This is a genomic window from Acetatifactor muris, assembly GCF_024623325.1.
Classification (GTDB): Bacteria; Bacillota; Clostridia; order Lachnospirales; family Lachnospiraceae; genus Acetatifactor; species Acetatifactor muris.
This window is the reverse complement of sequence record NZ_JANJZD010000013.1, coordinates 1-23,345: the sequence shown is the minus strand read 5'-3', so window position 1 is coordinate 23,345 and position 23,345 is coordinate 1. Positions and strand designations below refer to the sequence as shown.

The window sequence follows — 23,345 nt, the reverse complement described above, 5'->3', positions numbered from 1 at the left end:
CTGAATCGGAGAAGAAAGCAGCGAAAGGAAGACTGTATGAATTGTACAGAGACAATGCGGAAAAAGAACAGATTCATTGACTGGGCGGTATTCACCGTGGTGCTGGTGTTGTTCTCAGCATTGACACTGACCCTGTTCGGCAGGCAGGTGTATGGAGATCTGGAGCATTATCATTCGGATATGAAAGCGTACATTCTGGAAATGCAGGGGCTGGACAGCGGTTACAGCTTTCCCTATCCTGTATTTTTCAAATTGGCTGCATTGATTCATTTTGCTGCATCGCCGGAGATGGCTGTGGCCATCTCCGCCATGTTGCTGAACAGTCTGAGCCTGGTGATTACGAAGCTGGCTTTTAACCGTCTGTTATGTGGAGACGGAAGAAAAATGGCCTCTGGAAGCACAGGGACAGACAAGGGCGGGGAGGATACAGGCCTGTCTGTTCCTGTGGGAATTGCAGTGAGCCTGTTTTCTGCGTCTCTTTTTTTCATCTCCATGTTGTATCCCCCCGACGGCATTTACCTGCCGGGTATTAAATTCAAAAATATAGGTGTCTTTTCGCCCAATCCTTTTCATAATGCTACCTACATGGCAGCCAGACCATTTGCGATTCTGGCCTTTTTGTGGTATGGGAAACTGCTGCCAGTGTATGAGAATGGAGTGATACTCCGGGCAGGAAAGGGAAGAGAAATTCTCTGCGGCGGAGAAGGGAAAAAGCAGGCGGCACTAAAGGATTACATGCTTTTTTCCCTGTTTCTGTTGATTGCAACCATGACAAAACCCAGTTTTACACTGGTGATGGTGAGCACTGCCGGATTGATTATGCTGTATCGTCTGATTCGGGCGAAATTTCAAAACTTTGTTCCCACAATACAGCTGGGTGTGTGTTTTATCCCCACTTTTACAGCGCTGCTGTATCAATACAGAGGTGTATTCATGCCGGAAGACGGCGAAGAGGGAGGAATCGGCTTCTGCTTTGGAGAAGTTTGGGCGCAATATTGTGACAACATTCCGCTGGCTGTATGCCTGGCAATCGGATTTCCGCTGCTGGTACTTGTGCTGAATTTCAGAGAGTGCAGGAAGAACAGCCTTTTCCGTTTTTCCTGGCAGCTGTATCTGGTGGGATTTGCGGAGGCCTTTCTGCTTTATGAAAAGGGCTTCCGCAAGGTGGATTTTAATTTTTCATGGGGATACATGTATGGTATCTTTTTCTGCCATTTTGGGGCATTGCTGCTTTTGCTGCAGAAAACTGCCGGCAGAAGCACCGGAAATTCCGGAAAGAAGGAAAGACTTCTCCTCATTTTGCAGTGGCTGGCTTATCTGTGGCATCTGGCCTGCGGGATTTATTATTTCTGGGGGATCTTTCTCGGAGGAACTTATTACTGAGACTGTCGCTCAGAAGAGAGAGGCCCCTGGCACAGCAGGGAAGCATGGCAAGTCCATAGGGAAAGATATAGCGGGCGTTGGCCTCCCACAGCATATGGAACAGAAAGCCGCCCAGCATGCCTATAAGCCCCAGATAAGCCGGGAGTTCAGCGTTGTAAGAATATTCCGCAGAACAAGCTGGTGTTGGTTTCCTGCCCTGTCGAAAGGATGCAAGGCAGAACCAGAAGGTACCCAGATACAGAATATTCTGGTAGAGGTTGCAGTAGAAAATCAGATATTTACTGCCATTCCCTTCATAGAGGGAGACAAAGAAAGGCTTTCTGCCGCCAAAGGTGGCCATTGTAGCCTGACGGCAGGCATAAGTGCCGTCAACCCATTGAGACAAATATTTATTCATATAGAATCTGACAGCATAGCCGGGATTTTCCTGAAAATGGGCCAGACGTTTCCGGATAGCTTCTCGACTGATGGCTGTGGCCGTTTCTGTGTTCATTCCAGCATTTTGATAGGTATCAAAGTTAAAACCATTATACCAGCCATCTGCCCGAGAGGATTCCTGCATTCCCATAGCAAAATAGGAAATGGCAGGAACACCGGAGCTGATGGTACTGCCGGAGCGATATTCATAGAATTTCTGTATGCAGGGCAGAATGGCCAGGGAACAGGCCATACAGAGAGCTGCCAGCAGAATCATAGCCGGACGTCTGTGTGAAAATCCCCGGAGAGCCATTACGATCACTGCCGCGATAATGAAGATTAAAGAGTTTTTCCGGAGCATCACGCTTAGTGTAAAGAAAAACAGGCTGCCTGCCGCAGTCAAGAACCGATGATATGCTGCGAAATAACGATTGGACAAAGTGGTCTCAGGGGCCTGTGGTGCCTGGCTGTTCTCATCTGTGAGAAGCCTGGTAAGCAAATAGAACCCCACAGATATGGCCGCGAAAGACGGAATTTCCCCATAGATAAAGGACATATATATCAGCAGGGGAAAGTTAAGACCTGCCAGAACCAAATACAGGCAATCTGCTTTTGCATCCTTCCACAGAAGATGGACTGTCTGTTCCTGAAAGAAAATGATGACACATCCTGCCAAAAGGTAAATGAGCTTGATAAAATGATAGGCCGGCATATGGAAGGGGAACAGATTCCATATCCGAATCAGAGGTTCCAGGAAAGCTACCAGTCCTGTTTGCTGCGGATAATAGGATAGATAAGATTGCGTGGGATGGATGACAGAGGTATCTCCTGCTGCCAGTTGGCAGGCAATCTGGTATACAGAATAGCTGTCACTTGTGGGAACAGATTTACTGAACAGAATCAGGATAATGCCGAATATCATGCACCAGCACAGAACAACAAGACGCAGAAGCCGGCGGACTGCAGGAAGAGTATTCCCGGAGACCTGGATAACAGCATAAATTACTGCACCGAGAAGGGCGGTTCCCGGCAGCGTTATGAGGAGGTTATCCCATTGGAATAATACCAGCTGCGTCTCCATGTCCAGGGAATAGCAGGTGAAAAGCAGCCCGGAAACGAGGAGCATACCAGTGAGAAACAACAGGAGAATTTTAACGGAACGCAGAGAAAAAGTGTATACAGTTTGTCTTATCATAATAAAATCCCCATATTTCCTTAATTACACAAAGTGGTTTAAATCTGTTATAACATATTATTTGTGTAAAATCCAGAAAGATTTGATATACAAATATAAGGAATGCTTATCAGGAATGGCTGCATTCTAAATATATTTTTATAAAAAAGTGGCTGACACTGTATGAAAGTGGTATAATCTATTATATTTATATTTTTATGGCAGGATATTTGTGGGAATGGATTCAGATGGAGTGAACGAATGGATAAAATTGCAGTATTAATTCCCTGTTATAACGAAGAACAGACTATCGAAAAAGTAGTGCGGGATGTCCGGGAAGCGTTGCCGGAAGCAGTAATCTACGTATATGATAATAATTCTACAGACAGGACAGCAGAGCTGGCGAAAGCGGCGGGAGCATGTATTTGCCATGAGTACAGACAGGGAAAGGGAAGTGTCATCCGCAGGATGTTCCGTGAGATTGAGGCGGAATGTTATCTGATGATAGATGGTGACGATACCTATCCGTTGAACTGTGCCAAAGAGATGACGGACAAAGTGTTGAATCATAATGCGGACATGGTGGTGGGGGACAGGCTTTCTTCCACTTACTTTACAGAGAATAAACGTCCGTTTCATAATTTTGGCAACAGTCTGATGCGCTTTGGGATTAACAGACTGTTTCATACGGATATTAAAGACATTATGACAGGGTATCGGGCGTTCAGCTATGGATTTGTGAAAACGTTTCCTGTGTTCTCCAAAGGATTTGAGATAGAGACGGAAATGACTATTCATGCGGTAAATTACAATATGCAGGTAGAGAATGTGGTTGTGGAGTACAGGGACAGGCCGGAGGGCAGTGTGTCAAAGCTGAATACCTACAGCGACGGGATGAGAGTGATACGCAAGATGCTGCAGCTGTACAGAAACTACCGGCCTCTGCACTTTTTTGGCATGATCTGTCTGGTGCTGGTAGCGTTGGCACTTGCATTTATGATGCCTATTTTCAGTGAATATTTTCGAACAGGTCTGGTACCCAGATTTCCCACGCTGATTGTGTGCGGATTTATGATATTGGCGGGAATTCAATCCTTTTTTGCCGGTATGATTCTGGAGGTTATGACGGCGAAGGACAAACGTGACTTTGAGTACAGACTCACCAGGATTACAGCTGAAAAGTCGGAAAAAACACAGTGCCCCGGCAAGTCGGAAGGAGAAAAATGATTGTATTTCCCTTTTTACTGTTCATGGGTAAAAGGGGAGACAGGAGTATGTCTGATGAATCAATACATTGATAAAAAAGCAGGTATCTGCCTGCGCCTTATGACGCAGGAGGATACGGATTTCATCATAGCCTGGCGGAACACTGATGAGGTGAGGAAAAACTTCATTTATCAGGAACGATTCACCAGAGAAGGGCATGAAAAATGGATTCAGAATATGATATGCACCGGCAGAGCCATACAGATGATGATCTGTGAAATCGGCACTGGGAAGCCGTTGGGCAGTGTGTATATACGGGATATTGACAGGCAGCACAATAAGGCGGAATACGGTATATTTATCGGAGAGGCGCAGGCCAGGGGACGCGGCGTGGGCACTGCCGCCGCAAAGCTGATGCTCCGCTATTGTTTTGAAGAAGAGGGACTGCACCGAATTTATCTTCGGGCGCTTTCTGATAACCTGCAGGCCATCGGCAGCTATGAGAAAGCGGGGTTTATCAGAGAGGCCTGCCTGCGGGATGATGTGCGTATAGATGGCCAATACCGGGATATTGTATGGATGGCTGCCATAAATCCGCTGCAGGGTCTGGACCGTGTATAGACGGCGGCGCAGACAATGAATGCATCGGTTTTGGAACGGAAATAAGAGGCATATGAAATGGAAAAAATGAAAAAAATCAGTTTTGTGATTCCCTGTTACCGGTCGGAACAGACGCTTGAGCAGGTGGTGACCGAAATCAGAGAAAAAATGAATACCATGAAGCAGTACCAGTATGATATTTTCCTGGTAAATGATTGTTCCCCTGATAATACACGGGATGTCATCCGAAAACTGTGTGAAGAAGACGGGAAAGTCAAGGGAATTGACTTTGCCAGAAATTTCGGACAGCATTCCGCATTGATGGCAGGGCTGCGTTATTCGGATGGCGATTATGTGGTCTGCCTGGACGATGACGGCCAGACACCGGCGGATGAGGTGGACAGGCTGCTGGAAAAGCTGGAGGAAGGCTTTGACGCCGTGTATGCCAGATATGAGCACAAGCAGCATTCCGGGTTCCGAAATCTGGGCAGTAAGATGAATGAGCGCATGACCCGCACTATGCTGGGGAAACCGGCGGACCTGTATATTTCCAGCTACTTTGCTGTGAAAAGATTTGTGGTGGAAGATATGATTCGCTACGAGAATTCGTATCCATATGTAATCGGCCTGGTACTGCGGGCCACGAAGAATATTGCCAATGTGCCGGTGAACCACAGGGAACGCAGTGTGGGGACATCCGGTTATACATTGAAGAAATTGTTTTCTCTGTGGTTTAACGGATTTACTGCTTTTTCGGTGAAGCCTCTGAGAATTGCCACAGCGCTGGGCGCGATAAGTGCGGTTGCCGGTTTTTTGTATGGAATCTATACGATAATAAAGCGTTTTCTGAATCCGGATGTGCCTATGGGCTTCAGTTCTACCATGGCTGCCATTGTGTTTTTCGGCGGCATGATGATGCTGATGCTGGGGCTGATCGGAGAGTACATCGGGCGGATTTACATCAGCCTGAACAATTCTCCTCAGTATGTAATCAGAGAGAAAATGAATCTGGAGTAGTGTGAATTTGCAGAGTGAGAGGAAAGATGGAAAAAATAGTTGTCTGGTGGAAAGAGGATAATAGAGGAATTACGCTTGTAAAAGCCCTGCTTCTGGCCGCTCTTCCGGTATTCTGCTGTCTGGTATACTGCGCGGCACAGGGATTTACCATAGGCCAGGTCTATCTGCCTGTCTCTGAATGGAATGATGAGCTGTTTTATTATAAGCAGGTGGAGGGAATCATTCATTATGGGTATCCCCAGGGATATTTTGGCTTTAATGAAAGCCATGCGCTGAAGCTTTCCTTTGCGGCCTGGAGTCCTGTGCTGGTGTTCCCGTGGATTATCTGGGGACTGATTTTCGGCTGGAATCTGATGTCCCCCATATACTGCAACATTTTTCTGATGGCGCTGTGCTGCTTCCTTTTTGTGTGGCTTGTGCGGCCTGCGTGGAAGCAGCTGGGCGTTCTGGCGCTTTTGTTTTGTCTGTATACCCCCTTTGTGCGTTATATGCTTTCTGTAATGCCGGAGGTCATTTGCTTCAGTATGCTGATTATTTTCTATTCGCTGGCTGTTAATTATCTGCGCCGGGAGAAGGGGTATAAACTGGTGCTGCTGTTCCTGCTGGCGGCCACAATGACATTGATGCGGCCCTATCTTGCTCTGTTTCTGCTGCTTCCGGCCTTTCTCTGGATCCGAAAAAGCAGGTGGAAGGGAGCAGCAGGGGCATTTGCGGTATTGACAGCGGTAGTGGGAGTGTATGCCTGCATCAAGCATTACCTGGGAGCCGAATACTTTGCGCCGCTCTTTTTCACGGACTGGGCTTCTGCTTTCTTTGAGCAGGGATTGTGGGGCGGAATTCGTTTTACCCTGGGAAAACTGTTTTATATGGGGCGGGATTTCCTGAATCATATGCGCCAGGGCTTTTCCACAGGACTGGCTTCAGGGGCATTTTTTGTCTGCCATCTGGTGTGCATGATGGTGCTGACGGTGCAGAGTGTCAGAGACTGGTACAGGCTGCGGAAGGGAGCCTGGAAGCTGGAAAACGAAGAGAAGGAAATGAAGATTCAGTTCATAATCCAGGCACATCTGGCGTTCTGCTTTTTTTCCATGTTGTTTGCGCTGTTGCTTATGTATAAGCTGACAGAGGGCAGTAAGCATCTGTTAACCTTTATTGCGGCAGCAATATTCCTGATTGCTCTGATGGAGACGAAATTCTATAAAAAGGCAGCAGTACTGGGAGTTACTTTTGCCTATTTCTTTTTTTACATGGGGCTGGACCCTTATGACTATCAGGTACCGTTTGTGCAGGAGGAGCGACTGGCTTCTCTGGAAGTATGGGACAATACGCTTTCCGGACGTCTGGAATTGAAGGAAGAGAATGTGCCGAATTATGAAAATGTGGTAATCTGGGTATTTAATGATACTGTGGAAGGGATAAATGTAAATACACAGTGGCAGCTGCTGTACGCATTGCCGGAGGGCTTTGGCATCAGCTGCTGTATGCCGGGCTATGTGCTGGAGCACTTTGATACGCTTCAGAGCAGATATCTCTGTGTGGTGCCCGGAGGGCCTGTGGAAGAGAAGTGCATTCAGGCGGGGTATGATAAAATTGTGGAGCAGGAAAATGCAGTGCTCTATCAGAGGTACTGACAGAGCACTGCGTTTCCTGAATTAAATGTTGTCAGCCATCTCTTCATGGATAAAGTACATAAGTGTGGTGGCCAGAAGCAGGCGCCCCTTTTCGTTGGGATGGCAGGTATCCGACAGGTACTCTCCCAGATTTTCATCTGTAATGATATAATTGTTATAATTGTCGATAAATGACAGGTTTAATTCTTCAGCCAGTTCCAGAGATGCGCTGATATAGGCGGGAAAAATATCGCCGTCAGTACCGTTTTTGTCCATTCCCCGGTTGAAATAGCCGGTGTGGGTAGGCGTAACCAGAATGAAGCCGGCATCGGGAAAAGCTGTCTGCAATTTGGTAATACAGGTGCGCAGACCGCCTTTGAAAGTTGCTGTGTCATAAGGATCCTCGAGGTTTTCTATCCGGGAGCCGCTGAAATAGTCATTAAAACCGTAGTTGATAATAAAACAGAGATTTTTTCGTCTGAAATTCCCGGCTTCTTCCCCCCCGGGGGTGAAGAGGGTACCGGAATCAGAAGGAGAAGTATTCTCTGCCAGGAAGTCATCGATAATATTTGGAAAATCCTGTGTGCCCTCGCCGTGGGAGGCACCGCTGGACCCGCCTATGGCGAAATTATAAACTGCAGCATCGGACAGTCCGGCCACATAACCGGGAATGGAGGAGCTGCCCGGGAAATTGCCAAGGACACTGTCCCCGAAGAATACCAGGCACCAGTCGGACAGATCAGGGTAAAAGGTCGGTGAGGCTTTTTCGCGGGCTATCAGGTCACGGAGAGAAGTCCAGCAGGAATCTTCGTTTTCGGGTGTAATCTGATAAAGGCTGTCACAGAAGACAGACAGGAAAATTTTCTGCGTGATGATTTCATTGGCATCAAAGAAGGTATCCGTATAATTGTCGGGATTTACCATCAGCCAGTATTCCGCACCAGGGAAAAAGACTTTGACATTTGGATAAGCGCAGAGCTCGACTGTCAAAGTGTGGTAAAGGGTAATAAGCGTATTCAGCCTGTCCTCCTTCAGATTCAGCCAGTACTCAATATAAGGATATGGAAGCAGTATCTCGAAAGTAATATCAGGATGCGCTTCCATATAGGAATACAGATGATTCTGAAGGCCGGAACTCCAGTCAGCAGGATTTTGTCTGACGGTTGTCCAGAGAAGCTCCGGATCCAGGCAGAGATAAAGGTTGGTGACGGCATTACCGGAATTCAGAATGCAGTCCAGATATGCGGAAAGCTCTGCAGTGTCCAAAATGGCGTGGGAGGTAACAAGAGCATTGATTCCGCGGAAGGAAGAAAAATCTTCTTCCCGAAACTGACCGGGGGAATGCATGGAAAGAAGAACGGCTTCGTAATCTTCTTCGGACAACCTTATGAGATCATCATCCATTCTGCCATCGTCTGTCTGCGGATTATTACCTGAGAAGACAGTTTTGCTGTGGCAGCGGTACAGGACCAGGCCGACAAGTCCGGCTGCAATAAGCAGGAGTATGCCTGCAATCAGAATAATGTGTTTGCTGCTTTGCTTGTGCATGAATCATTCTCCTTAGATTTTATAATGACCTTTATTTTAACATATTCAAAATGAGATGAAAAGAGTGGAGGGAAATTGAAGCAGAAAATAATATTTCGCAAAATGAATCATATGGTTTTGGCGGCAGACAGATTTCCTCTTTGGATTATAGGGTTTGTGATGATGGCAGTAAACTTTTTCCCGTTTTTAAAGTTGGGAAAGGGGTGTGTCTTTCCTTATCATGACCAGCTGGACGAGACATTGCTGACTTATGCGCTGAATGGGAAGTATCTGGGAACGGGAGTGAAAGTGTTTCCGGAGCTTTTGGGCGGCGTGAATGCCAGCGGCATGCAGCCGGCAGCGGTATTGTTTGTCCCATTGTATCATTTCCTGGATATGTACAGCGCATTTTTGATTCAATACAGTGTGGTTTTTGCGGCGGCTTTCTTCGGGATGTATTTCTGTGTGAAAGAGATGACAGGAAGCAGTATTCTCTCGCTGGCGGCGGGAGGGTGTTTTTGTATGCTGCCCACGCCTCCTGTGTATGGGCTGTCTATTGCCGGAGTGCCGCTGGCGTTTTACTGCTTTCTGTGTCTGTATCGGAAGAAGAATATAGTGGTGAGCGGGCTGCTGCTTTTGCTTTTTGGCCTGACTTCCCATCTGGTACTCATCGGATATGTGATATTGGGTTTCTGGGGATTGGCGCTGATCTGGATGCTTGTCGGAAGGCAGCGGAATAAATGGCTCTGGTTGGGATTTGTATGGCTTACAGGTATCTATGTGACAGTGAATCGAAATCTATTCCTGGAATTGTTCCTGGGACAGGGCAGCTATGTCAGCCACAGAGAAGAAATGGTGAATTATGCCCTGCCAGTGTGGGAGACAATCTGTAATGTGTTTCTGAACAGTGCCCAGCACGCGGAGTCACTGCATAAGTATCTGATTCCGCCCATTTTACTGATGCTTTTTTTGGCGGGACTGCAACTGAGGAAGATGGAGCCTGAGAGAAAAAGGCGCTATATTGCCGCTGCGGCAGGTATAGTGATTCTGGCAGGGATTGCATTGTTTTATGGCATGTGTAAGTCACAGCCGGTTGTGGATTTCAAGAATCATCAGACAGGGTTTCTGAGGTATTTTCAGCTGGAACGGGTTTACTGGCTGTACCCGGCAGGCTGGATTCTGGAGTTTGTGCTGTGTTGTTCTCTATGGGGGGATGAGTTTTCGCAGAATTCCCAGGAGCCGGAAAACGGAGCAAAAGAAAATCTGCATGGGATTATCAGCTCATTGCCGGTGAAAAGTCTGGTTCTGTGTATTCTGCTTTATCCGACACTGCAGGAAATCAAGGAAAATTCTTATTTCTACATGAATGTAAATCAGATGAACAATGGCTCCGGAATTACGGGATATATTTCCTGGGAGAGCTATTATGCCGAAGAATTGATGCAACAGCTGGAAGAAGCCATTGGCCGCGGTCCGGAAACGTATAAGGTGGCTCATCTGGGAATGAGCCCCGCCCCTGCGCTGATGCATGGATTTTATACAGTGGATGGTTATTCCAACAATTACCCGCTGGAATATAAACATCGCTTTCGGCAGGCAATTGCAAAGGAACTGGAAAAAAGTGAACAGACCAGACTTTATTTTGACGAGTGGGGAAGTCGATGCTATCTGTTCAACGGGGCAACCGGAAATGCGTGGATGCTGGGCAAGGCGCACAATGTTGTATATGAACAGCTGGAATTTGATTGGAAGGCGCTGGAGGAACTGGGCTGTGAATACCTTTTTTCCTGTGGAGAGATATTAAACGCAGAGGAACTGGGACTGAGGTTTATGGGCTATTATGAGACGGAGACGAGTTATTGGGGGATTTGGCTGTATGAAGCTGCTGCGTATGAATAGAATGATAATGGCTGCGATTCTGGCTGCCGTAATGCTGCTGCTGGCATTTTATAAGATGGGAATGGGCTTCGAGACCAATGATGACAGGTGCATTATTGAAATGTTGGCGGGAACAATTACACAGGTTCCGGATGCACATGTTCAGGTAGTAAACTATTTGCTTGCAGTCCCTTTGATGTGGTTATATAGAATTACATGGCAGATTCCGTGGTATGGAATTTGCCTGATTTTATTTCAAAATGGTTGATTATCTCAAAAAAGCCTTGATTTACGGGCATACAAGCAGGATTTCAAGCTGAATTTACTACCAATTTACTACTTTTGAGGGAAAGAGCCTTGATATGCCGCCCGGAACCCTGCCAGCCCAGCCACCAGCACACAGCATTGAGAAAGAATAAATGAAAACTGAATACGACGCATACGCGGCGTTTCTCTATCCCAACACGGGAGAACAGGAACGCCGCTTTTTTTATGCCCTCATGTTACGCAGTAGGGGCAAAAAGAGCCTTGCTATATGCGGCTTTGCGGGCGCACTTTTGCCGGGGACAGGGATTTATACCTAACCCCGGCAAAATGGCGTTCTATCGCGTAACAAATCCACAACCAAAGGAGTGATGAAGCTATGGCAGTTTTCCGAGTGGAGCGCAACAAGGGCTATACCGTTATGAGCAACCACCATTTACGCAACAAGGAGCTGACCTTAAAGGCAAAAGGGCTTTTATCGCAAATGCTGTCACTTCCCGAAGATTGGGACTACACCCTTGCGGGGCTGTCACAGATCAACCGGGAAAGTATCGACGCTATCCGTACCGCCGTATGGGAGCTTGAAAAAGCCGGATATATCAAGCGGCGGCAGGGACGGGACGAGAAAGGCAAAATGACCGCCATTGAATACACCATTTATGAACAGCCCCAGCCGCCGGACGACACCCCGCCGGGATTGGATAACCCGACATTGGAAAATCCAACACCGGGCAATCCGATATTGGAAAATCCGACACCGGGTAAACCGACGACGGAAAATCCAATGCAATTAAATAAAGATATACAAAGAACTGACTTACCAACAAAAGAAAAAATAAATACGGATTTACAAAGTACCCATTCCATTCCTATCCTTTCCCCTAACCCCTCTCCTTTGGAGCAGGAAGCGGCTGCGCCGCCGGAACGGAAACGAAAGGAAGCGGAAGCACAGACCGCTTTTGAAATTTACCGGGAGATCATCAAGGACAATATCGACTATGACATTCTCATACAGGATATGAAGTTTGACGGGGACAGGCTGAATGAGATTGTAGACCTCATGCTGGAAACCGTCTGCACCCGGAGAAAGACAATCCGCATTGCCGGGGACGACTACCCCGCCGAGCTGGTGAAAGCAAAGTTTATGAAGCTGGACGCTGAACATATCCGCTTTGTACTGGACTGCATGAAAGAGAACACAACCAAAATCCGCAACATCAAGCAGTATTTACGGGCGGTGCTTTTCAATGCCCCGTCCACAATCGGCAATTATTACACGTCCCTTGTGGCTCACGACATGGCAAGCGGCGCACTTGCGCCACAGGAGCCGCACGACCCCTATTCATTCAAACCGGGCGAAAGCCTGTAACCACCCACAACCACAAAAGGAGGATTTTATTATGGCACAGAAAATGACGGGAGCATTGGTATTTGACGAGCGCACAGACCGCTATGACATTCGCTTTGACCTTGCCAGTTATTACGGCGGGCTGCATTGCGGGGAATGTTTCGACGTGTTCACACGCGGCAAATGGAAGCCGACCCGTATTGAAATGAACATGGCGCAGGAATGGTACTTGGTGGGTATCAGAGCCGACGACTTAAACGGGCTGCGGGTGCGTATCTGACCGCCGCCCCATAGATTACCCCGAAAGGAGGGACAGACCCCATGCAGGACGAAATCAACGAAAAAACCGTTGCCCTGTATATCAAGACCGGGAAGCTGACCGCCGAAGTGCTGCAAAAGGCAATCAAAAAGCTGCTCTCACAGGCAAAGAAAGAGCTTGACAGACAGGCAATCCCCCACGGGAAGCAGACCCTAAAGCAGCTTATGAAGCAGAATACAGGCGTTTCCAACATTGAGATCACAAAGGACAACATCAAAGCCTTTGAGAGTACAGCGAAAAAATATGGTATCGACTTTGCGCTGAAAAAGGACGCGACGGAAACCCCGCCCCGCTACCTTGTATTCTTTAAGGGCAGGGACGCGGACGCGCTGACCGCCGCTTTCAAGGAGTTTTCCGCAAAGAAGCTGACGCAGGATAAGAAGCCCTCAATCCGAAAGGCATTAGCCGCTTTCCGGGAAAAGGCAAAGGAGCTGAACGCCAGCCGCCAGCAGACCAAAAACAAGGACAGGGAGGTATCGCTATGAAGCCGGAAATCAAAAAGCTGCTTATTCTCAATCTCCCGTATCTGCTCTTTGTGTACCTGTTTGACAAGGTGGGCGCGGCTGTCCGGCTTTCCCCCGGCATGGACGCAAGCGCAAAGATATTACATCTTGGGGAGGGCTTTACCGCCGCCTTTGCCAGTGCCGCGCCCAGCTTCCACCCCGCCGACCTGCTGATCGGCGTTGCCGGGGCGGTGATTATCCGGCTTGCCGTTTACCTAAAAGGCAAGAACGCGAAGAAGTACCGCAAAGGCATTGAGTACGGTTCCGCCCGCTGGGGAACCGCCGACGATATAAAGCCGTACACAGACCCGGTATTTGAGAACAATATCCCCTTAACACAGACGGAACGGCTCACCATGAACAGCCGCCCGAAGCAGCCGAAATATGCAAGAAACAAAAATATCCTTGTGATCGGCGGTTCCGGCAGCGGCAAGACAAGGTTTTTCGTCAAACCGTCGCTTATGCAAATGCACAGCAGCTATGTTGTCACAGACCCGAAAGGCACTGTCTTAATCGAGTGCGGGAAGCTCTTACAGCGGGGCGGCTATCGGATAAAAGTGCTGAACACAATCAATTTCAAAAAGTCCATGCGCTACAATCCCTTTGCCTATCTGCGGAGCGAGAAAGACATTTTGAAGCTGGTAAATACCATAATCGCCAACACTAAAGGCGACGGGGAGAAATCCGGGGAGGATTTTTGGGTGAAGTCGGAACGGCTTTTTTACTGCGCCCTTATCGGCTATATCCACTATGAAGCCCCGGAGGAAGAAAAGAACTTCACGACGCTGCTTGAAATGATAAACGCCAGCGAAGCCCGCGAGGACGACCCGGAATTTCAAAGCCCTGTTGACCTCATGTTTGAACGGCTGGAAGAAAAAGACCCGGAGCATTTCGCTGTCCGGCAGTACAAGAAATTCCTGCTATCGGCGGGCAAGACGCGAAGCTCTATCCTCATTTCCTGCGGTGCGCGGCTTGCGCCATTTGACATACGGGAGCTGCGGGAGCTAATGGAAACGGACGAAATGGAGCTTGACACGCTGGGGGACAGAAAGACCGCCCTGTTTGTCATTATCAGCGACACCGACGACACCTTTAACTTTGTCGTGAGTATTCTCTACACACAGCTATTCAACTTGCTTTGCGATAAAGCAGATGATGAATACGGCGGGCGGCTTCCCGTCCATGTAAGGTGCTTGCTTGATGAATTTGCCAATATCGGGCAGATACCGAAGTTTGAAAAACTCATAGCAACCATACGGAGCCGGGAAATCTCCGCTTCAATCATCTTGCAGTCACAGAGCCAGCTAAAAGCCATTTACAAGGACAACGCCGACACAATCACGGGGAATTGCGACACGACCCTTTTCTTGGGCGGCAAAGAAAAAACAACCCTTAAAGAAATGTCGGAACTTTTAGGCAAGGAAACCATAGACAGCTTTAACACCTCTGAAACGCGGGGACGGGAGCTTTCCCACGGGCTGAACTATCAAAAGCTGGGGAAAGAGCTTATGACACAGGACGAGATCGCCGTTATGGACGGGGGCAAGTGCATTTTACAGGTGCGCGGAGTGCGCCCGTTCTTTTCGGATAAATTTGACATCACAAAACACCCGAAATACAAGTACCTTTCCGACGCAGACCCGAAAAACGCCTTTGACATGGAAAAGCACATCAAACGCCGCCCCGCCATTGTGAAGCCGGAGGAAGAATTTGCCTACTACGAGATTGACGGGGAGGGCTTACAGGAGGACACAGACCATGAGTGAACACCCCGGAACTGACAGGCGGCGGTTTACGGTGCTTGTCAACCCAAAAATCCGGGAGGAACAGCGGCGGGAAGCTGCCCTGCGGAAATTTATTAAGGATTGTGAACGGCTCTACGAGAAGAACCGGGCGCATTTACAGGAGGACGCAGACCATGAAGAAAGGTATCAGTAAAGAAATGGAGATACGGGAGGTTATGAAGTGGCAGCTACTTATAGCCGGGGCGGTTGACGCTGCTATTAAGGGGACAGAAAGCTATATCCGGCACATGGAGCTGACCCACCAGCAGGGAGAAAGGAGGGATTGCAGTTAAGAACAGAAAAACCGGGCATGAGATACGCGCCCCTTGCGCCGTGGAAATGTGGATAACAGGCTATGGGACTATGGAAAACGCCATTCACAGCACATGGAAAAGCCAAAGTGCGGCTTTCCCACGTCCTGCAAACAGCGTTTCCCACAGCCCCAAAAGAGCAGCCAGTTACCCACATTCCCACACCGCCGACTGCTACGGAAAAAGACCCTTTCCTACCTGTCATTCATAAAAAGATTTTTAAGGAGCTGATCGGAAATCAAGAACGTAAACACGGGCTACATGGTACGCGCCCCTACCGTGGGGCGTACCGCCCAACCCCTTACAACTGAATACCGCCGCGCCGCAGAACTTACGCAGCGCGGGGACGCCGCCTTTCATACAGGGCGGTTTTTTTATGCGGCGGCGACCAAAACGCTGACCGCCTTTTGTCCGCTTGCCGGACAGCCGCAGACGCGGCAGAAAGGATATATTCATGGCATTTTTCAATAGCGCAGTAGACGTTTTGCAGACCCTTGTTGTAGCACTTGGAGCCGGACTTGGCATTTGGGGCGTGATCAATCTCATGGAGGGCTATGGCAATGACAATCCGGGCGCGAATGCTCATGTACGGTAAAGAAGCAAGCAACCGAAAACAAGAGATAGACCGCCAGCACCACACTATTCCGAACCAAAAGAAGCTAAAGACCAAAAGACAAGCATTGTGGAAATGTGCATAACAGGCTATGGAATCATGGATAACTCTATTCACAGCACATGGAAAAGCTAAAGTGCAGCTTTCCCACATGCTGCAAACAGAGTTACCCACAATTCCATAAGATAGCCAGTTATACACATTCCCACAATGCCGACTACTACGAAATCCCCCCTATCTTTCATATCTTTTTATAAATTCTTAAATTTTCATTAGGGTATTGCATTATCACCCACAAAATGTTAAGATATTTATACACCCACAAAATGTTAAGATAAAAGGAGGACAAAATGGCGCAGCAAATTTCTGAATCCGAATTGGTACTAATGAAAATCATCTGGAAGAATGGAGGGGCGGCTTTATACTCCCTCATCATGGAGGAATTGGAAAAAGATAAAAACGAATGGAAGAACAACACCGTACTCACGCTGCTTTCCCGTTTAGGAGAAAAAAAGTTCTTGAAAGTCAAAAAAATCGGCAGGAAAAATGAGTATGTGGCTACGGTAACAGAAGCTGAATACCAGACCATGCAGACCCACAGCTTTCTTGATAAAGTCTATGGCGGGAATGTGAAAAACTTAGTATCAACCTTGTTGCGGCAGGATATTCTTTCGGCAGACGAATTGAAAGAGATTGAAAGATTTTGGAGAGAAGAAAATGAGTGAATTTATAAAAATATTATTGTCGCTGTCTGTTTCCGGCGCACTGTTACTGCTTCTCATTTTGGGATTGAAGCCGCTGTATAAAAACAAATTCAGCAAGCGTTGGCAGTATTATATCTGGATAGTTGTTGCTTTGCGTTTTCTGCTTCCCTTTACTCCCGACACTACGATTATTGGAAGTCTGTTTGAAAAATTCGACACAACAGCAATAACAAATGAAATCCCTACAAACCCCAATGTACCCGTTCCCGCAGATACGGGTAACAGCAAAGCAGAGCCGATACAGACAAACCGGGAAATAACCACCGCTGCCATGCGTGAGCCAGTTGACAAATATGTCTGCCTGTTTTTTATCTGGTCAGCATTGGCACTGGTTTTATTTGTCCGCAAAGTAACGGTTTATCAAGGCTTTATCCAATACATCAAAGCAGGAAATAAAGAAGTATCAGATATAAAAATCTTGAATCTGCTATCTGATTGTGAAGAAAAACTGAAAATTAAGACAAGGGTAGAATTATCCTGTAATCCGCTGATTGCTTCCCCTATGCTGATTGGTTTCTTTCGACCAAGAATCATTTTGCCTGTTGGCGAATGGGAAGATAAAGAGTTGTCTTATATCTTTGTGCATGAGCTGATTCACTACAAGCAGAGGGATATGTTTTATAAATGGCTGATACAGATTGTTGTGTGCGTCCACTGGTTCAATCCTTTTGTATATCTGCTAGAAAAGGAAGTGAATAAATCTTGTGAATTGTCATGTGATGAAAAAGTCATATCCATACTTAATGAAAAAGCAAAGCGTGAGTATGGGGACACACTGATTTCTTTTTTGAAATCAAACAATCTTTACAAAAGTTCTTTAGCTTCCGTTACATTGACAGAGGGAGCAGAACAATTAAAAGAAAGGTTAGGTGCGATTATGAAATTTAGGAAAAAATCAAAAGCGATTATTGCTATCACTGCTATTTTTACGGCTGCTGTTTGCGTTTGCTTTTTTGTAACCGGCGCATATGCCGCCCCTTCTGCTGCTAATGATATGAAAACATGGAAGGACAGTGAAATACTGAATGAAATATTGACAGAAGACGGAGTATACTACATTTTTTGTGATGGTGCAGGGGAAGATGACAAGCCGCTTTCTTCTGTTTCTGCCGGAAGCATTAAGTTTGTATTGGTACGAAAAGATAGTTATACCTCTATCGGACCATTTGACAATATGGAAACGCTTATGGAAGATGTTGCCGAGCAGTGTGAGTATATGAACACTCTTACACAGGAAGAAAAGAAATTAGTCATGGAAGCTGTCGCAGATATTTGTGGAAATGTCGAATCAGATAATAAAAATTCAATTTTTGAAATGGAATTGGATAGATACTATGATGATACAGACCCGTTTGTAAATGAAAGGCTATTCTGTGTATCCGAGGATATAAGTACTTTAAAAGCAAAAATCTCTTTTCAAATGGACGGAAAAAGTGGACTTGTTGAAATAAGAGATAATGAAACAGATGAACTTATCTGGGCAAATACATGGAATGAGAATATTGAAAATGATACTTTTACAATTTCATTAAATAATATTTTGAAAGAAAATGAGTATGTTATAAGATTTGTTGGAACTGAAATAAATTATGCAAAAATTGAAGTTATTTTCGAGAGTGGTTTAGTGCGAGAAAGGGAACGTCCACGTAAATCAAATTAAGGAAAATAATAGCTTCTATATTTATATTCTGCCAGTTGTAGTCAAGGGGCGACAGTCTAAAATACTATCGCCTCTCTGAATTATAAAAAGTAACCAATAACCATGCACCGCCCCATGTGGGAGAAAGGGGGAATATTTATGCCTTGCACAGAAGCATACAAAGAACATATCATGTATACGTTCAACGGCTTTTGCAAGACCGTCATACGCTTTGCGGCACTCAACGCATGGCGTGACAGAAGCAGACGGCGGCAAAAAGAAATATCCCTTGAATACCTCACAGAAGAAAAATTTTACCCTTTAGGCACAACAGACGAATATTTTGAAGCACCCTATGAAGAATACCCCATAACGATATGCGGTCAGACAGTTATCCTCACCAATGGGGAGCTTGCCGCTGCCCTGTTATCCTTGCCAAAGAAAAACCGGGAAATCATTTTCCTTTACTTTTTCGGGGATTATACACAACAGGAAATCGGGGAAATGTATGGACGCTGCCGGAGTACAACCGGGTATCAAATCCGCAGGACGTTAAAACTCCTGCAAAGGAAAATGGAGGTGCTTTCACATGGGGAATCCGAATCTTTTGCCCTATGAAACGATTGTCCGGGCGACCAGCGGAGAGCCGGAAGCCGTTGACAAAGTTTTGCAGCATTACGGCAAGCAAATCCGACTTGCTTCCCTTGAAAACGGACACATCAACAAAGACACCGAGGACAGCATAAAACAGCGTCTTGTCACTGCCCTATTTAAGTTTCGGTTTGATGAACAGCCATACAAAAAAACTGAATAACCGCCGCCCATCACAGCGGCACACCATGACAGGAAATCAAAAAAAGATTTCCTGTTTTTTTGCGCTCATTTTTGGCATTTTCAAAAATCGCCAGTATTGCGCCGTGCAAAGGGGGATTAGAAAGAAATCTTCTCTCCCGTTTGGCAAATCCGCAAGCTGTCCGTGGAGGGCGGACAAAGAGAAAATGTGTCCTGTTTGTTTGGCAGTTTTCAATTTTTGGTGGTGTGGGAAATGAAAGGAAAATGAAGAAATTTCCGCAAATCACCGTCAATTTTGCTTTGCGTGGTGTTGTAGGTATTAGGGGGAGAAATGTTTCCGCAGCTTTGGCAGAATCCCTGCCCCGTCCGTCGAGGGTATCAGAAAATTCCATGAGAAATTTTCGCCGGAACGCAACAAACCAGCCCCGGAAAGCTGGATAGTAAGTGAAGATACCACACAGCGCAGTTTCTTAGAGCAAGATTCTACCACAGTACCAAATTTCGCTAATCGCTCATTTTGTCCTATGGGAATCTTGTTGGGGTTGCCACCCCAAGCCCGCCTTTTTGCGGCTTGCGCCGCTTGAAAAATCCCCGAAAAAATATTTTCGGATTTTTCAAAAAACACTTCCGCTTTGCCCCCTGTTTTTCTCCTATTGGTGAGAGGGCAAACCATAAAAAGAAAGGAGCTGAAAGCCATGAAAAGATACAACACGCCCCACCGCCACCGGGTAATCAAGACACGCTTGACCGAGGAAGAATACGCCGAGTTTTCCGAGCGTGTCACCCTCTGCAAAATGAGCCAAGCCGAGTTTATCCGGCAAGCCCTTATTAAGTCAAGCATACGCCCGGTTATCACCGTTTCCCCGGTCAATGATGAACTGCTTTCTGCCGTTGGGAAACTCACAGCCGAATACGGGAAAATCGGCGGCAACTTGAACCAGATTGCCCGCTGTCTGAACGAGTACGGCGCACCCTATAACGCCCTCTCCCAAGAGGTACGAGCCACCACAGCGGAGCTTGCCGCCTTGAAGTTTGAAGTCTTGCAGAAAGTAGGTGAAGCCGTTGGCAACATTCAAACATATCAGCTCTAAAAATGCCGATTACGGAGCTGCCGAGCAGTACCTAACCTTTGAGCATGACGAGTTTACCATGAAGCCCACACTGGACGGAAACGGGCAGCTTGTTATCCGTGACGATTACCGCATTTCCTCTTTGAATTGCGGTGAGGAAGATTTTGCAATCGCCTGTATGCGTTCCAATCTGAAATACGGCAAGAACCAGAAACGGGAGGACGTAAAGAGCCACCATTACATTATCAGTTTTGACCCCCGTGACGCACCAGACAACGGCTTGACCGTAGACCGGGCGCAAGCGTTGGGCGAGGAATTTTGCAAGACACATTTCCCCGGACACCAAGCCCTTGTATGCACCCACCCGGACGGGCATAACCACAGCGGCAACATCCATGTGCATATCGTAATCAATTCCCTACGGATTGCGGAAGTGCCATTGCTGCCGTACATGGAAAGACCAGCCGACACAAGGGAGGGCTGCAAGCACCGCTGTACGGACGCAGCTATGGAGTATTTCAAAGCGGAAGTCATGGAAATGTGCCACCGGGAAAACCTCTATCAGATTGACTTGCTGAACGGGAGCAAGAACCGCATTACCGAGCGTGAGTATTGGGCGAAACGGAAAGGACAAGCCGCACTGGATAAGGAGAACGCTTCCCAAGCCGCCACGGGAGAGCCGCCCAAACAGACCAAGTTTGAAACCGACAAGGAGAAATTACGGCGCACAATCCGAGCCGTCCTGTCCTCTGCCGTTTCCTTTGAGGATTTTTCCGGGAAGCTGCTACAACAGGGCGTGACCGTCAAGGAGAGCCGGGGGCGGCTATCCTATCTCACGCCGGACAGGACGAAGCCCATCACCGCCCGGAAATTAGGTGATGATTTTGACCGTGCCGCCGTACTGGAAGCACTCACCCAAAACGCACAGAACGCCGCCAGAGCCGCCGAAAAGCCCCTACCCAAACAGGAATACCCCCGGAGCATAAAAGACCGCTTACAGCGCAACAAAGCCGCTGTAAACGCCCCGAAAAATGACGGAGTACAACGCATGGTAGACCGGGAAGCGAAGCGAGCCGAGGGCAAGGGTATAGGATATGACCGCTGGGCGGCTGTTCACAATCTAAAGCAAATGGCGGCTACCATGAGCGTTTACGAGGAATCCGGCTTTTCTTCCCCGGAGGAATTGGAAGCCGCCCTTGCCGCCGCCAGCGCAGAGCTGTCAAACGTCCATGCGGAACTAAAAGCCGTGGAAAGCACTTTGCGGGAGAAAAAGGACTTGCAGAAACAGCTATTGGCGTACATCAAGACCAAGCCCGCCCGTGACGGGCTGAAAGCACAGAAAACAGAGAAAGCCCGCAAGAGCTACCGGGAGCAGCACGAAAGCGAGTTTATCATTTCCGAATCTGCCGCCCGGTATTTCAAGGCACAGGGAATCCAAAAGCTGCCAGCTTCCAAGACCTTACAAGCGGAGATTGAGCAGCTTACCAAAGAGAAAAACGCCCTTTACAACGAGTACCGGGAGAAGAAAGAGAACGTCCGGGAATTGCAGACCGTGAAAAGCAATCTTGACAAGATATTACGCCGTGAGCCGGAACGGGGAAAGGGGCGGGAAAATGAACGGTAAACGCCCCTACATGGACTACCCACAGTACAGAGCCGCCCGCCGCCTTGTGCATGAGTGCTGCAACTACGATAACGGCAACTGTATCTTGCTGGATAACGGCGAGCCTTGCGTATGCGTCCAGAGTATCAGCTATTCCCTTTTATGCCGCTGGTTCATTGCCGCCGTGCTGCCATTGGACGGGAAACTGGAAGCCGCCCTGCTCCACCGGGCAGACAGGAAACGCTGTACCGAGTGCGGCGGGTATTTTCTCCCCAAGTCAAACCGGGGGAAATACTGCCCGGACTGCGCCGGACGCATGAAAAGAATCAAAGCCGCACAGCGCAAGCGGAAACAGAGGGATAAATGTCACGCTTTAGGATATTCCAGACCCCCATAAATCAAGGCTTTTTTGACCGCCCTCAACGGGTAGCCGATACATTTATCCTTTACCCCCGAAAATGCCGTTTTAACTGCGTAACAGAAGCCACAGACAGGAGGTGAGAACCATAACCGAATACATCACAGCCGACACCATATTGCCCCGTTTTCTGCCCTATCCCTATTTTCTGCTGAAAATGGACTTGTCGCATACTGCAAGGCTGCTCTATGGGCTGCTTCTTGACCGTTCCACCCTCTCACAGAAGAACGGCTGGCAGGACAGCGAGGGCAGGACGTATATTGTCTATCCCGTTTCGGAGATAACGGAAATGCTGGATAAAGGCAGCACCGCCATAAAAAGCGCACTGAACGAGCTGGACGCTGCCGGGCTTCTGGTGAGGGAACGCCGGGGCTTCTCCGCACCGAACCGTCTTTATGTGAAAATACCGCAAATGCCAGTGGTACAGTTTTCCGACCATATGACCGCCATACAGCCGGAAAACCGACCCTCTGATAGCCGGAAAAGCGACCCTCATAAGGACGGAAAACCGACCTTTGCGTTGGACGGAAAACCGACCCCTAACCAACTTACTATAAACCAACTAAAAGAGAACCAACGAAAAGGAGTGAGTGGGGAGCAGCCCGCACCCTTTGGCAGATATAAAAACCTTTTCCTCTCCGAATCCGAGTATGCGGAGCTGAAAGGGGAATACCCGGACAGGCTGGAACGGTTCATTGAGGAATTGAGCGAGTTCATAGCCGCCTATGGGAAAGTGTACGCCAACCATGCCGCCGCTGTCCGTATGTGGGCAAGACGTGACAGGAAAGGCACAGGAAAGAAAGGAATCCCCGATTATTCCTACAAAGAGGGCGAGAGCCTTTGACCACATAAATACAACGCCCCGTAAACAGGGCGTAAAAGACCATGAACAAGGAGGACGATTTTATGAGCGATTATGATAACGCCATTTTCCGGCTTGCCACGGCACAGGAAGCAGAGCCGGAGGACTACACGGGCGAGGACGGGCTTTTATATTGCGGGAGCTGCCGCCAGCCCAAAGAAGCCTACTTCCCGGAGGGCAAAACCTTTTTCGGGCGTGACCGCCACCCGAAAGAATGTGACTGCCAGCGGAAACGCCGGGAAA

General features: G+C 47.8%; 25 protein-coding genes and 1 pseudogene. 23 read left to right on the top strand and 3 right to left on the bottom strand.

Going from position 1 to position 23,345, the window contains the following annotated elements:
• The first annotated feature begins 36 nt into the window (after positions 1-36).
• Positions 37-1,383: a hypothetical protein gene (locus tag NSB25_RS13610; RefSeq protein ID WP_146040059.1), complete on the top strand. Its 1,347-nt coding sequence runs from the start codon at positions 37-39 to the stop codon at positions 1,381-1,383.
• Here NSB25_RS13610 and NSB25_RS13605 read toward each other — a convergent pair.
• Entirely contained in the window at positions 1,295-2,995 is a 1,701-nt protein-coding gene (locus NSB25_RS13605) for a hypothetical protein (RefSeq protein ID WP_146040058.1), read from the bottom strand. The two genes, NSB25_RS13610 and NSB25_RS13605, sit on opposite strands and share 89 nt — an antisense overlap.
• Positions 2,996-3,235: 240 nt before the next feature.
• Between NSB25_RS13605 and NSB25_RS13600 the strand changes: the two genes are divergently transcribed.
• From NSB25_RS13600 to NSB25_RS13585, 4 genes are read left to right on the top strand one after another with little or no spacing between them, the layout of a single operon-like run.
• Positions 3,236-4,201, top strand: coding sequence for a glycosyltransferase family 2 protein (locus NSB25_RS13600; protein ID WP_103240189.1), 966 nt, complete (start codon positions 3,236-3,238; stop codon positions 4,199-4,201).
• Between the two features lie 54 nt (positions 4,202-4,255).
• Entirely contained in the window at positions 4,256-4,801 is a 546-nt protein-coding gene (locus tag NSB25_RS13595; protein WP_146040057.1) for a GNAT family N-acetyltransferase, read from the top strand.
• A gap of 57 nt (positions 4,802-4,858) precedes the next feature.
• A complete protein-coding gene (locus NSB25_RS13590; RefSeq protein WP_306817609.1) occupies positions 4,859-5,797 on the top strand; it encodes a glycosyltransferase family 2 protein in 939 nt (312 codons plus the stop codon).
• 26 nt (positions 5,798-5,823) lie between these two features.
• Entirely contained in the window at positions 5,824-7,428 is a 1,605-nt protein-coding gene (locus NSB25_RS13585) for a hypothetical protein (RefSeq protein WP_172455132.1), read from the top strand.
• Positions 7,429-7,449: 21 nt separating this feature from the next.
• Here the strand turns inward: NSB25_RS13585 and NSB25_RS13580 are convergent, their stop codons facing one another.
• Positions 7,450-8,955 (bottom strand): SGNH/GDSL hydrolase family protein, encoded by a 1,506-nt coding sequence (locus NSB25_RS13580; protein WP_103240185.1) that lies wholly within the window; start codon positions 8,953-8,955, stop codon positions 7,450-7,452.
• Between the two features lie 75 nt (positions 8,956-9,030).
• Between NSB25_RS13580 and NSB25_RS13575 the strand changes: the two genes are divergently transcribed.
• From NSB25_RS13575 to NSB25_RS13515, 13 genes are all read left to right on the top strand, one after another.
• Positions 9,031-10,833 carry a DUF6044 family protein gene (locus NSB25_RS13575; protein WP_146040056.1) on the top strand — a complete coding sequence of 601 codons (1,803 nt, stop codon included), beginning with the start codon at positions 9,031-9,033 and terminating at the stop codon, positions 10,831-10,833.
• Positions 10,826-11,080, top strand: a complete 255-nt coding sequence (locus NSB25_RS13570; protein ID WP_146040055.1) for a hypothetical protein — start codon at positions 10,826-10,828, stop codon at positions 11,078-11,080. The genes NSB25_RS13575 and NSB25_RS13570 overlap by 8 nt, the downstream gene beginning before the upstream one ends.
• A 375-nt stretch (positions 11,081-11,455) precedes the next feature.
• Positions 11,456-12,445, top strand: a complete 990-nt coding sequence (locus NSB25_RS13565; protein ID WP_103240182.1) for a DUF6017 domain-containing protein — start codon at positions 11,456-11,458, stop codon at positions 12,443-12,445.
• A gap of 31 nt (positions 12,446-12,476) precedes the next feature.
• Positions 12,477-12,704, top strand: coding sequence for a DUF5348 domain-containing protein (locus NSB25_RS13560; RefSeq protein WP_103240181.1), 228 nt, complete (start codon positions 12,477-12,479; stop codon positions 12,702-12,704).
• 41 nt (positions 12,705-12,745) lie between these two features.
• Complete coding sequence (locus tag NSB25_RS13555) at positions 12,746-13,228, top strand: PcfB family protein (protein ID WP_103240180.1); 483 nt, start codon at positions 12,746-12,748, stop codon at positions 13,226-13,228.
• The gene (locus NSB25_RS13550) at positions 13,225-15,012 is read left to right on the top strand and encodes a VirD4-like conjugal transfer protein, CD1115 family (RefSeq protein ID WP_103240179.1); all 1,788 of its coding nucleotides are present in this window, start codon (positions 13,225-13,227) and stop codon (positions 15,010-15,012) included. Before NSB25_RS13555 ends, NSB25_RS13550 begins: the two co-directional genes overlap by 4 nt.
• On the top strand, positions 15,005-15,184 hold the full coding sequence (locus NSB25_RS13545) for a hypothetical protein (protein WP_016284615.1): 180 nt from the start codon (positions 15,005-15,007) through the stop codon (positions 15,182-15,184). Before NSB25_RS13550 ends, NSB25_RS13545 begins: the two co-directional genes overlap by 8 nt.
• A complete protein-coding gene (locus NSB25_RS13540) occupies positions 15,165-15,323 on the top strand; it encodes a hypothetical protein (RefSeq protein ID WP_172455131.1) in 159 nt (52 codons plus the stop codon). Before NSB25_RS13545 ends, NSB25_RS13540 begins: the two co-directional genes overlap by 20 nt.
• Before the next feature lie 472 nt (positions 15,324-15,795).
• Positions 15,796-15,936: a Maff2 family mobile element protein gene (locus tag NSB25_RS13535; protein WP_002586628.1), complete on the top strand. Its 141-nt coding sequence runs from the start codon at positions 15,796-15,798 to the stop codon at positions 15,934-15,936.
• Between the two features lie 368 nt (positions 15,937-16,304).
• Positions 16,305-16,679, top strand: coding sequence for a BlaI/MecI/CopY family transcriptional regulator (locus NSB25_RS13530; protein ID WP_103240178.1), 375 nt, complete (start codon positions 16,305-16,307; stop codon positions 16,677-16,679).
• Entirely contained in the window at positions 16,672-18,378 is a 1,707-nt protein-coding gene (locus NSB25_RS13525) for a DUF4624 family lipoprotein (RefSeq protein WP_103240177.1), read from the top strand. The genes NSB25_RS13530 and NSB25_RS13525 overlap by 8 nt, the downstream gene beginning before the upstream one ends.
• A gap of 138 nt (positions 18,379-18,516) precedes the next feature.
• On the top strand, positions 18,517-18,975 hold the full coding sequence (locus NSB25_RS13520; protein WP_103240176.1) for an RNA polymerase sigma factor: 459 nt from the start codon (positions 18,517-18,519) through the stop codon (positions 18,973-18,975).
• Positions 18,947-19,171: a helix-turn-helix domain-containing protein gene (locus tag NSB25_RS13515; RefSeq protein ID WP_103240175.1), complete on the top strand. Its 225-nt coding sequence runs from the start codon at positions 18,947-18,949 to the stop codon at positions 19,169-19,171. The genes NSB25_RS13520 and NSB25_RS13515 overlap by 29 nt, the downstream gene beginning before the upstream one ends.
• Before the next feature lie 10 nt (positions 19,172-19,181).
• On the opposite strand, the gene NSB25_RS13510 is transcribed toward NSB25_RS13515, so the two are convergent.
• Positions 19,182-19,541: a hypothetical protein gene (locus NSB25_RS13510; RefSeq protein WP_146040054.1), complete on the bottom strand. Its 360-nt coding sequence runs from the start codon at positions 19,539-19,541 to the stop codon at positions 19,182-19,184.
• A 303-nt stretch (positions 19,542-19,844) separates the two neighbouring features.
• Between NSB25_RS13510 and NSB25_RS13505 the strand changes: the two genes are divergently transcribed.
• From NSB25_RS13505 to NSB25_RS13485, 5 genes and pseudogenes are all read left to right on the top strand, one after another.
• The gene (locus NSB25_RS13505; protein WP_103240173.1) at positions 19,845-20,240 is read left to right on the top strand and encodes a plasmid mobilization protein; all 396 of its coding nucleotides are present in this window, start codon (positions 19,845-19,847) and stop codon (positions 20,238-20,240) included.
• Positions 20,212-21,843, top strand: coding sequence for a relaxase/mobilization nuclease domain-containing protein (locus NSB25_RS13500; RefSeq protein ID WP_257479265.1), 1,632 nt, complete (start codon positions 20,212-20,214; stop codon positions 21,841-21,843). The genes NSB25_RS13505 and NSB25_RS13500 overlap by 29 nt, the downstream gene beginning before the upstream one ends.
• Complete coding sequence (locus NSB25_RS13495) at positions 21,833-22,219, top strand: cysteine-rich VLP domain-containing protein (protein ID WP_257479264.1); 387 nt, start codon at positions 21,833-21,835, stop codon at positions 22,217-22,219. Before NSB25_RS13500 ends, NSB25_RS13495 begins: the two co-directional genes overlap by 11 nt.
• 121 nt (positions 22,220-22,340) lie before the next feature.
• Positions 22,341-23,084 (top strand): replication initiator protein A, encoded by a 744-nt coding sequence (locus NSB25_RS13490; RefSeq protein ID WP_330671175.1) that lies wholly within the window; start codon positions 22,341-22,343, stop codon positions 23,082-23,084.
• Positions 23,085-23,146: 62 nt separating this feature from the next.
• Positions 23,147-23,345, top strand: a pseudogene (locus NSB25_RS13485) (ATP-binding protein); the annotation flags it as partial.

Coding starts and splice junctions, on each gene's coding strand:
- NSB25_RS13610 (WP_146040059.1), top strand. CDS start 37: ATGAATTGTACAGAGACAATGCGGAAAAAGAACAGATTCATTGACTGG.
- NSB25_RS13605 (WP_146040058.1), bottom strand. CDS start 2,995: ATGATAAGACAAACTGTATACACTTTTTCTCTGCGTTCCGTTAAAATT.
- NSB25_RS13600 (WP_103240189.1), top strand. CDS start 3,236: ATGGATAAAATTGCAGTATTAATTCCCTGTTATAACGAAGAACAGACT.
- NSB25_RS13595 (WP_146040057.1), top strand. CDS start 4,256: ATGAATCAATACATTGATAAAAAAGCAGGTATCTGCCTGCGCCTTATG.
- NSB25_RS13590 (WP_306817609.1), top strand. CDS start 4,859: ATGGAAAAAATGAAAAAAATCAGTTTTGTGATTCCCTGTTACCGGTCG.
- NSB25_RS13585 (WP_172455132.1), top strand. CDS start 5,824: ATGGAAAAAATAGTTGTCTGGTGGAAAGAGGATAATAGAGGAATTACG.
- NSB25_RS13580 (WP_103240185.1), bottom strand. CDS start 8,955: ATGCACAAGCAAAGCAGCAAACACATTATTCTGATTGCAGGCATACTC.
- NSB25_RS13570 (WP_146040055.1), top strand. CDS start 10,826: ATGAATAGAATGATAATGGCTGCGATTCTGGCTGCCGTAATGCTGCTG.
- NSB25_RS13565 (WP_103240182.1), top strand. CDS start 11,456: ATGGCAGTTTTCCGAGTGGAGCGCAACAAGGGCTATACCGTTATGAGC.
- NSB25_RS13560 (WP_103240181.1), top strand. CDS start 12,477: ATGGCACAGAAAATGACGGGAGCATTGGTATTTGACGAGCGCACAGAC.
- NSB25_RS13555 (WP_103240180.1), top strand. CDS start 12,746: ATGCAGGACGAAATCAACGAAAAAACCGTTGCCCTGTATATCAAGACC.
- NSB25_RS13550 (WP_103240179.1), top strand. CDS start 13,225: ATGAAGCCGGAAATCAAAAAGCTGCTTATTCTCAATCTCCCGTATCTG.
- NSB25_RS13545 (WP_016284615.1), top strand. CDS start 15,005: ATGAGTGAACACCCCGGAACTGACAGGCGGCGGTTTACGGTGCTTGTC.
- NSB25_RS13540 (WP_172455131.1), top strand. CDS start 15,165: ATGAAGAAAGGTATCAGTAAAGAAATGGAGATACGGGAGGTTATGAAG.
- NSB25_RS13535 (WP_002586628.1), top strand. CDS start 15,796: ATGGCATTTTTCAATAGCGCAGTAGACGTTTTGCAGACCCTTGTTGTA.
- NSB25_RS13530 (WP_103240178.1), top strand. CDS start 16,305: ATGGCGCAGCAAATTTCTGAATCCGAATTGGTACTAATGAAAATCATC.
- NSB25_RS13525 (WP_103240177.1), top strand. CDS start 16,672: ATGAGTGAATTTATAAAAATATTATTGTCGCTGTCTGTTTCCGGCGCA.
- NSB25_RS13520 (WP_103240176.1), top strand. CDS start 18,517: ATGCCTTGCACAGAAGCATACAAAGAACATATCATGTATACGTTCAAC.
- NSB25_RS13515 (WP_103240175.1), top strand. CDS start 18,947: ATGGGGAATCCGAATCTTTTGCCCTATGAAACGATTGTCCGGGCGACC.
- NSB25_RS13510 (WP_146040054.1), bottom strand. CDS start 19,541: ATGGAATTTTCTGATACCCTCGACGGACGGGGCAGGGATTCTGCCAAA.
- NSB25_RS13505 (WP_103240173.1), top strand. CDS start 19,845: ATGAAAAGATACAACACGCCCCACCGCCACCGGGTAATCAAGACACGC.
- NSB25_RS13495 (WP_257479264.1), top strand. CDS start 21,833: ATGAACGGTAAACGCCCCTACATGGACTACCCACAGTACAGAGCCGCC.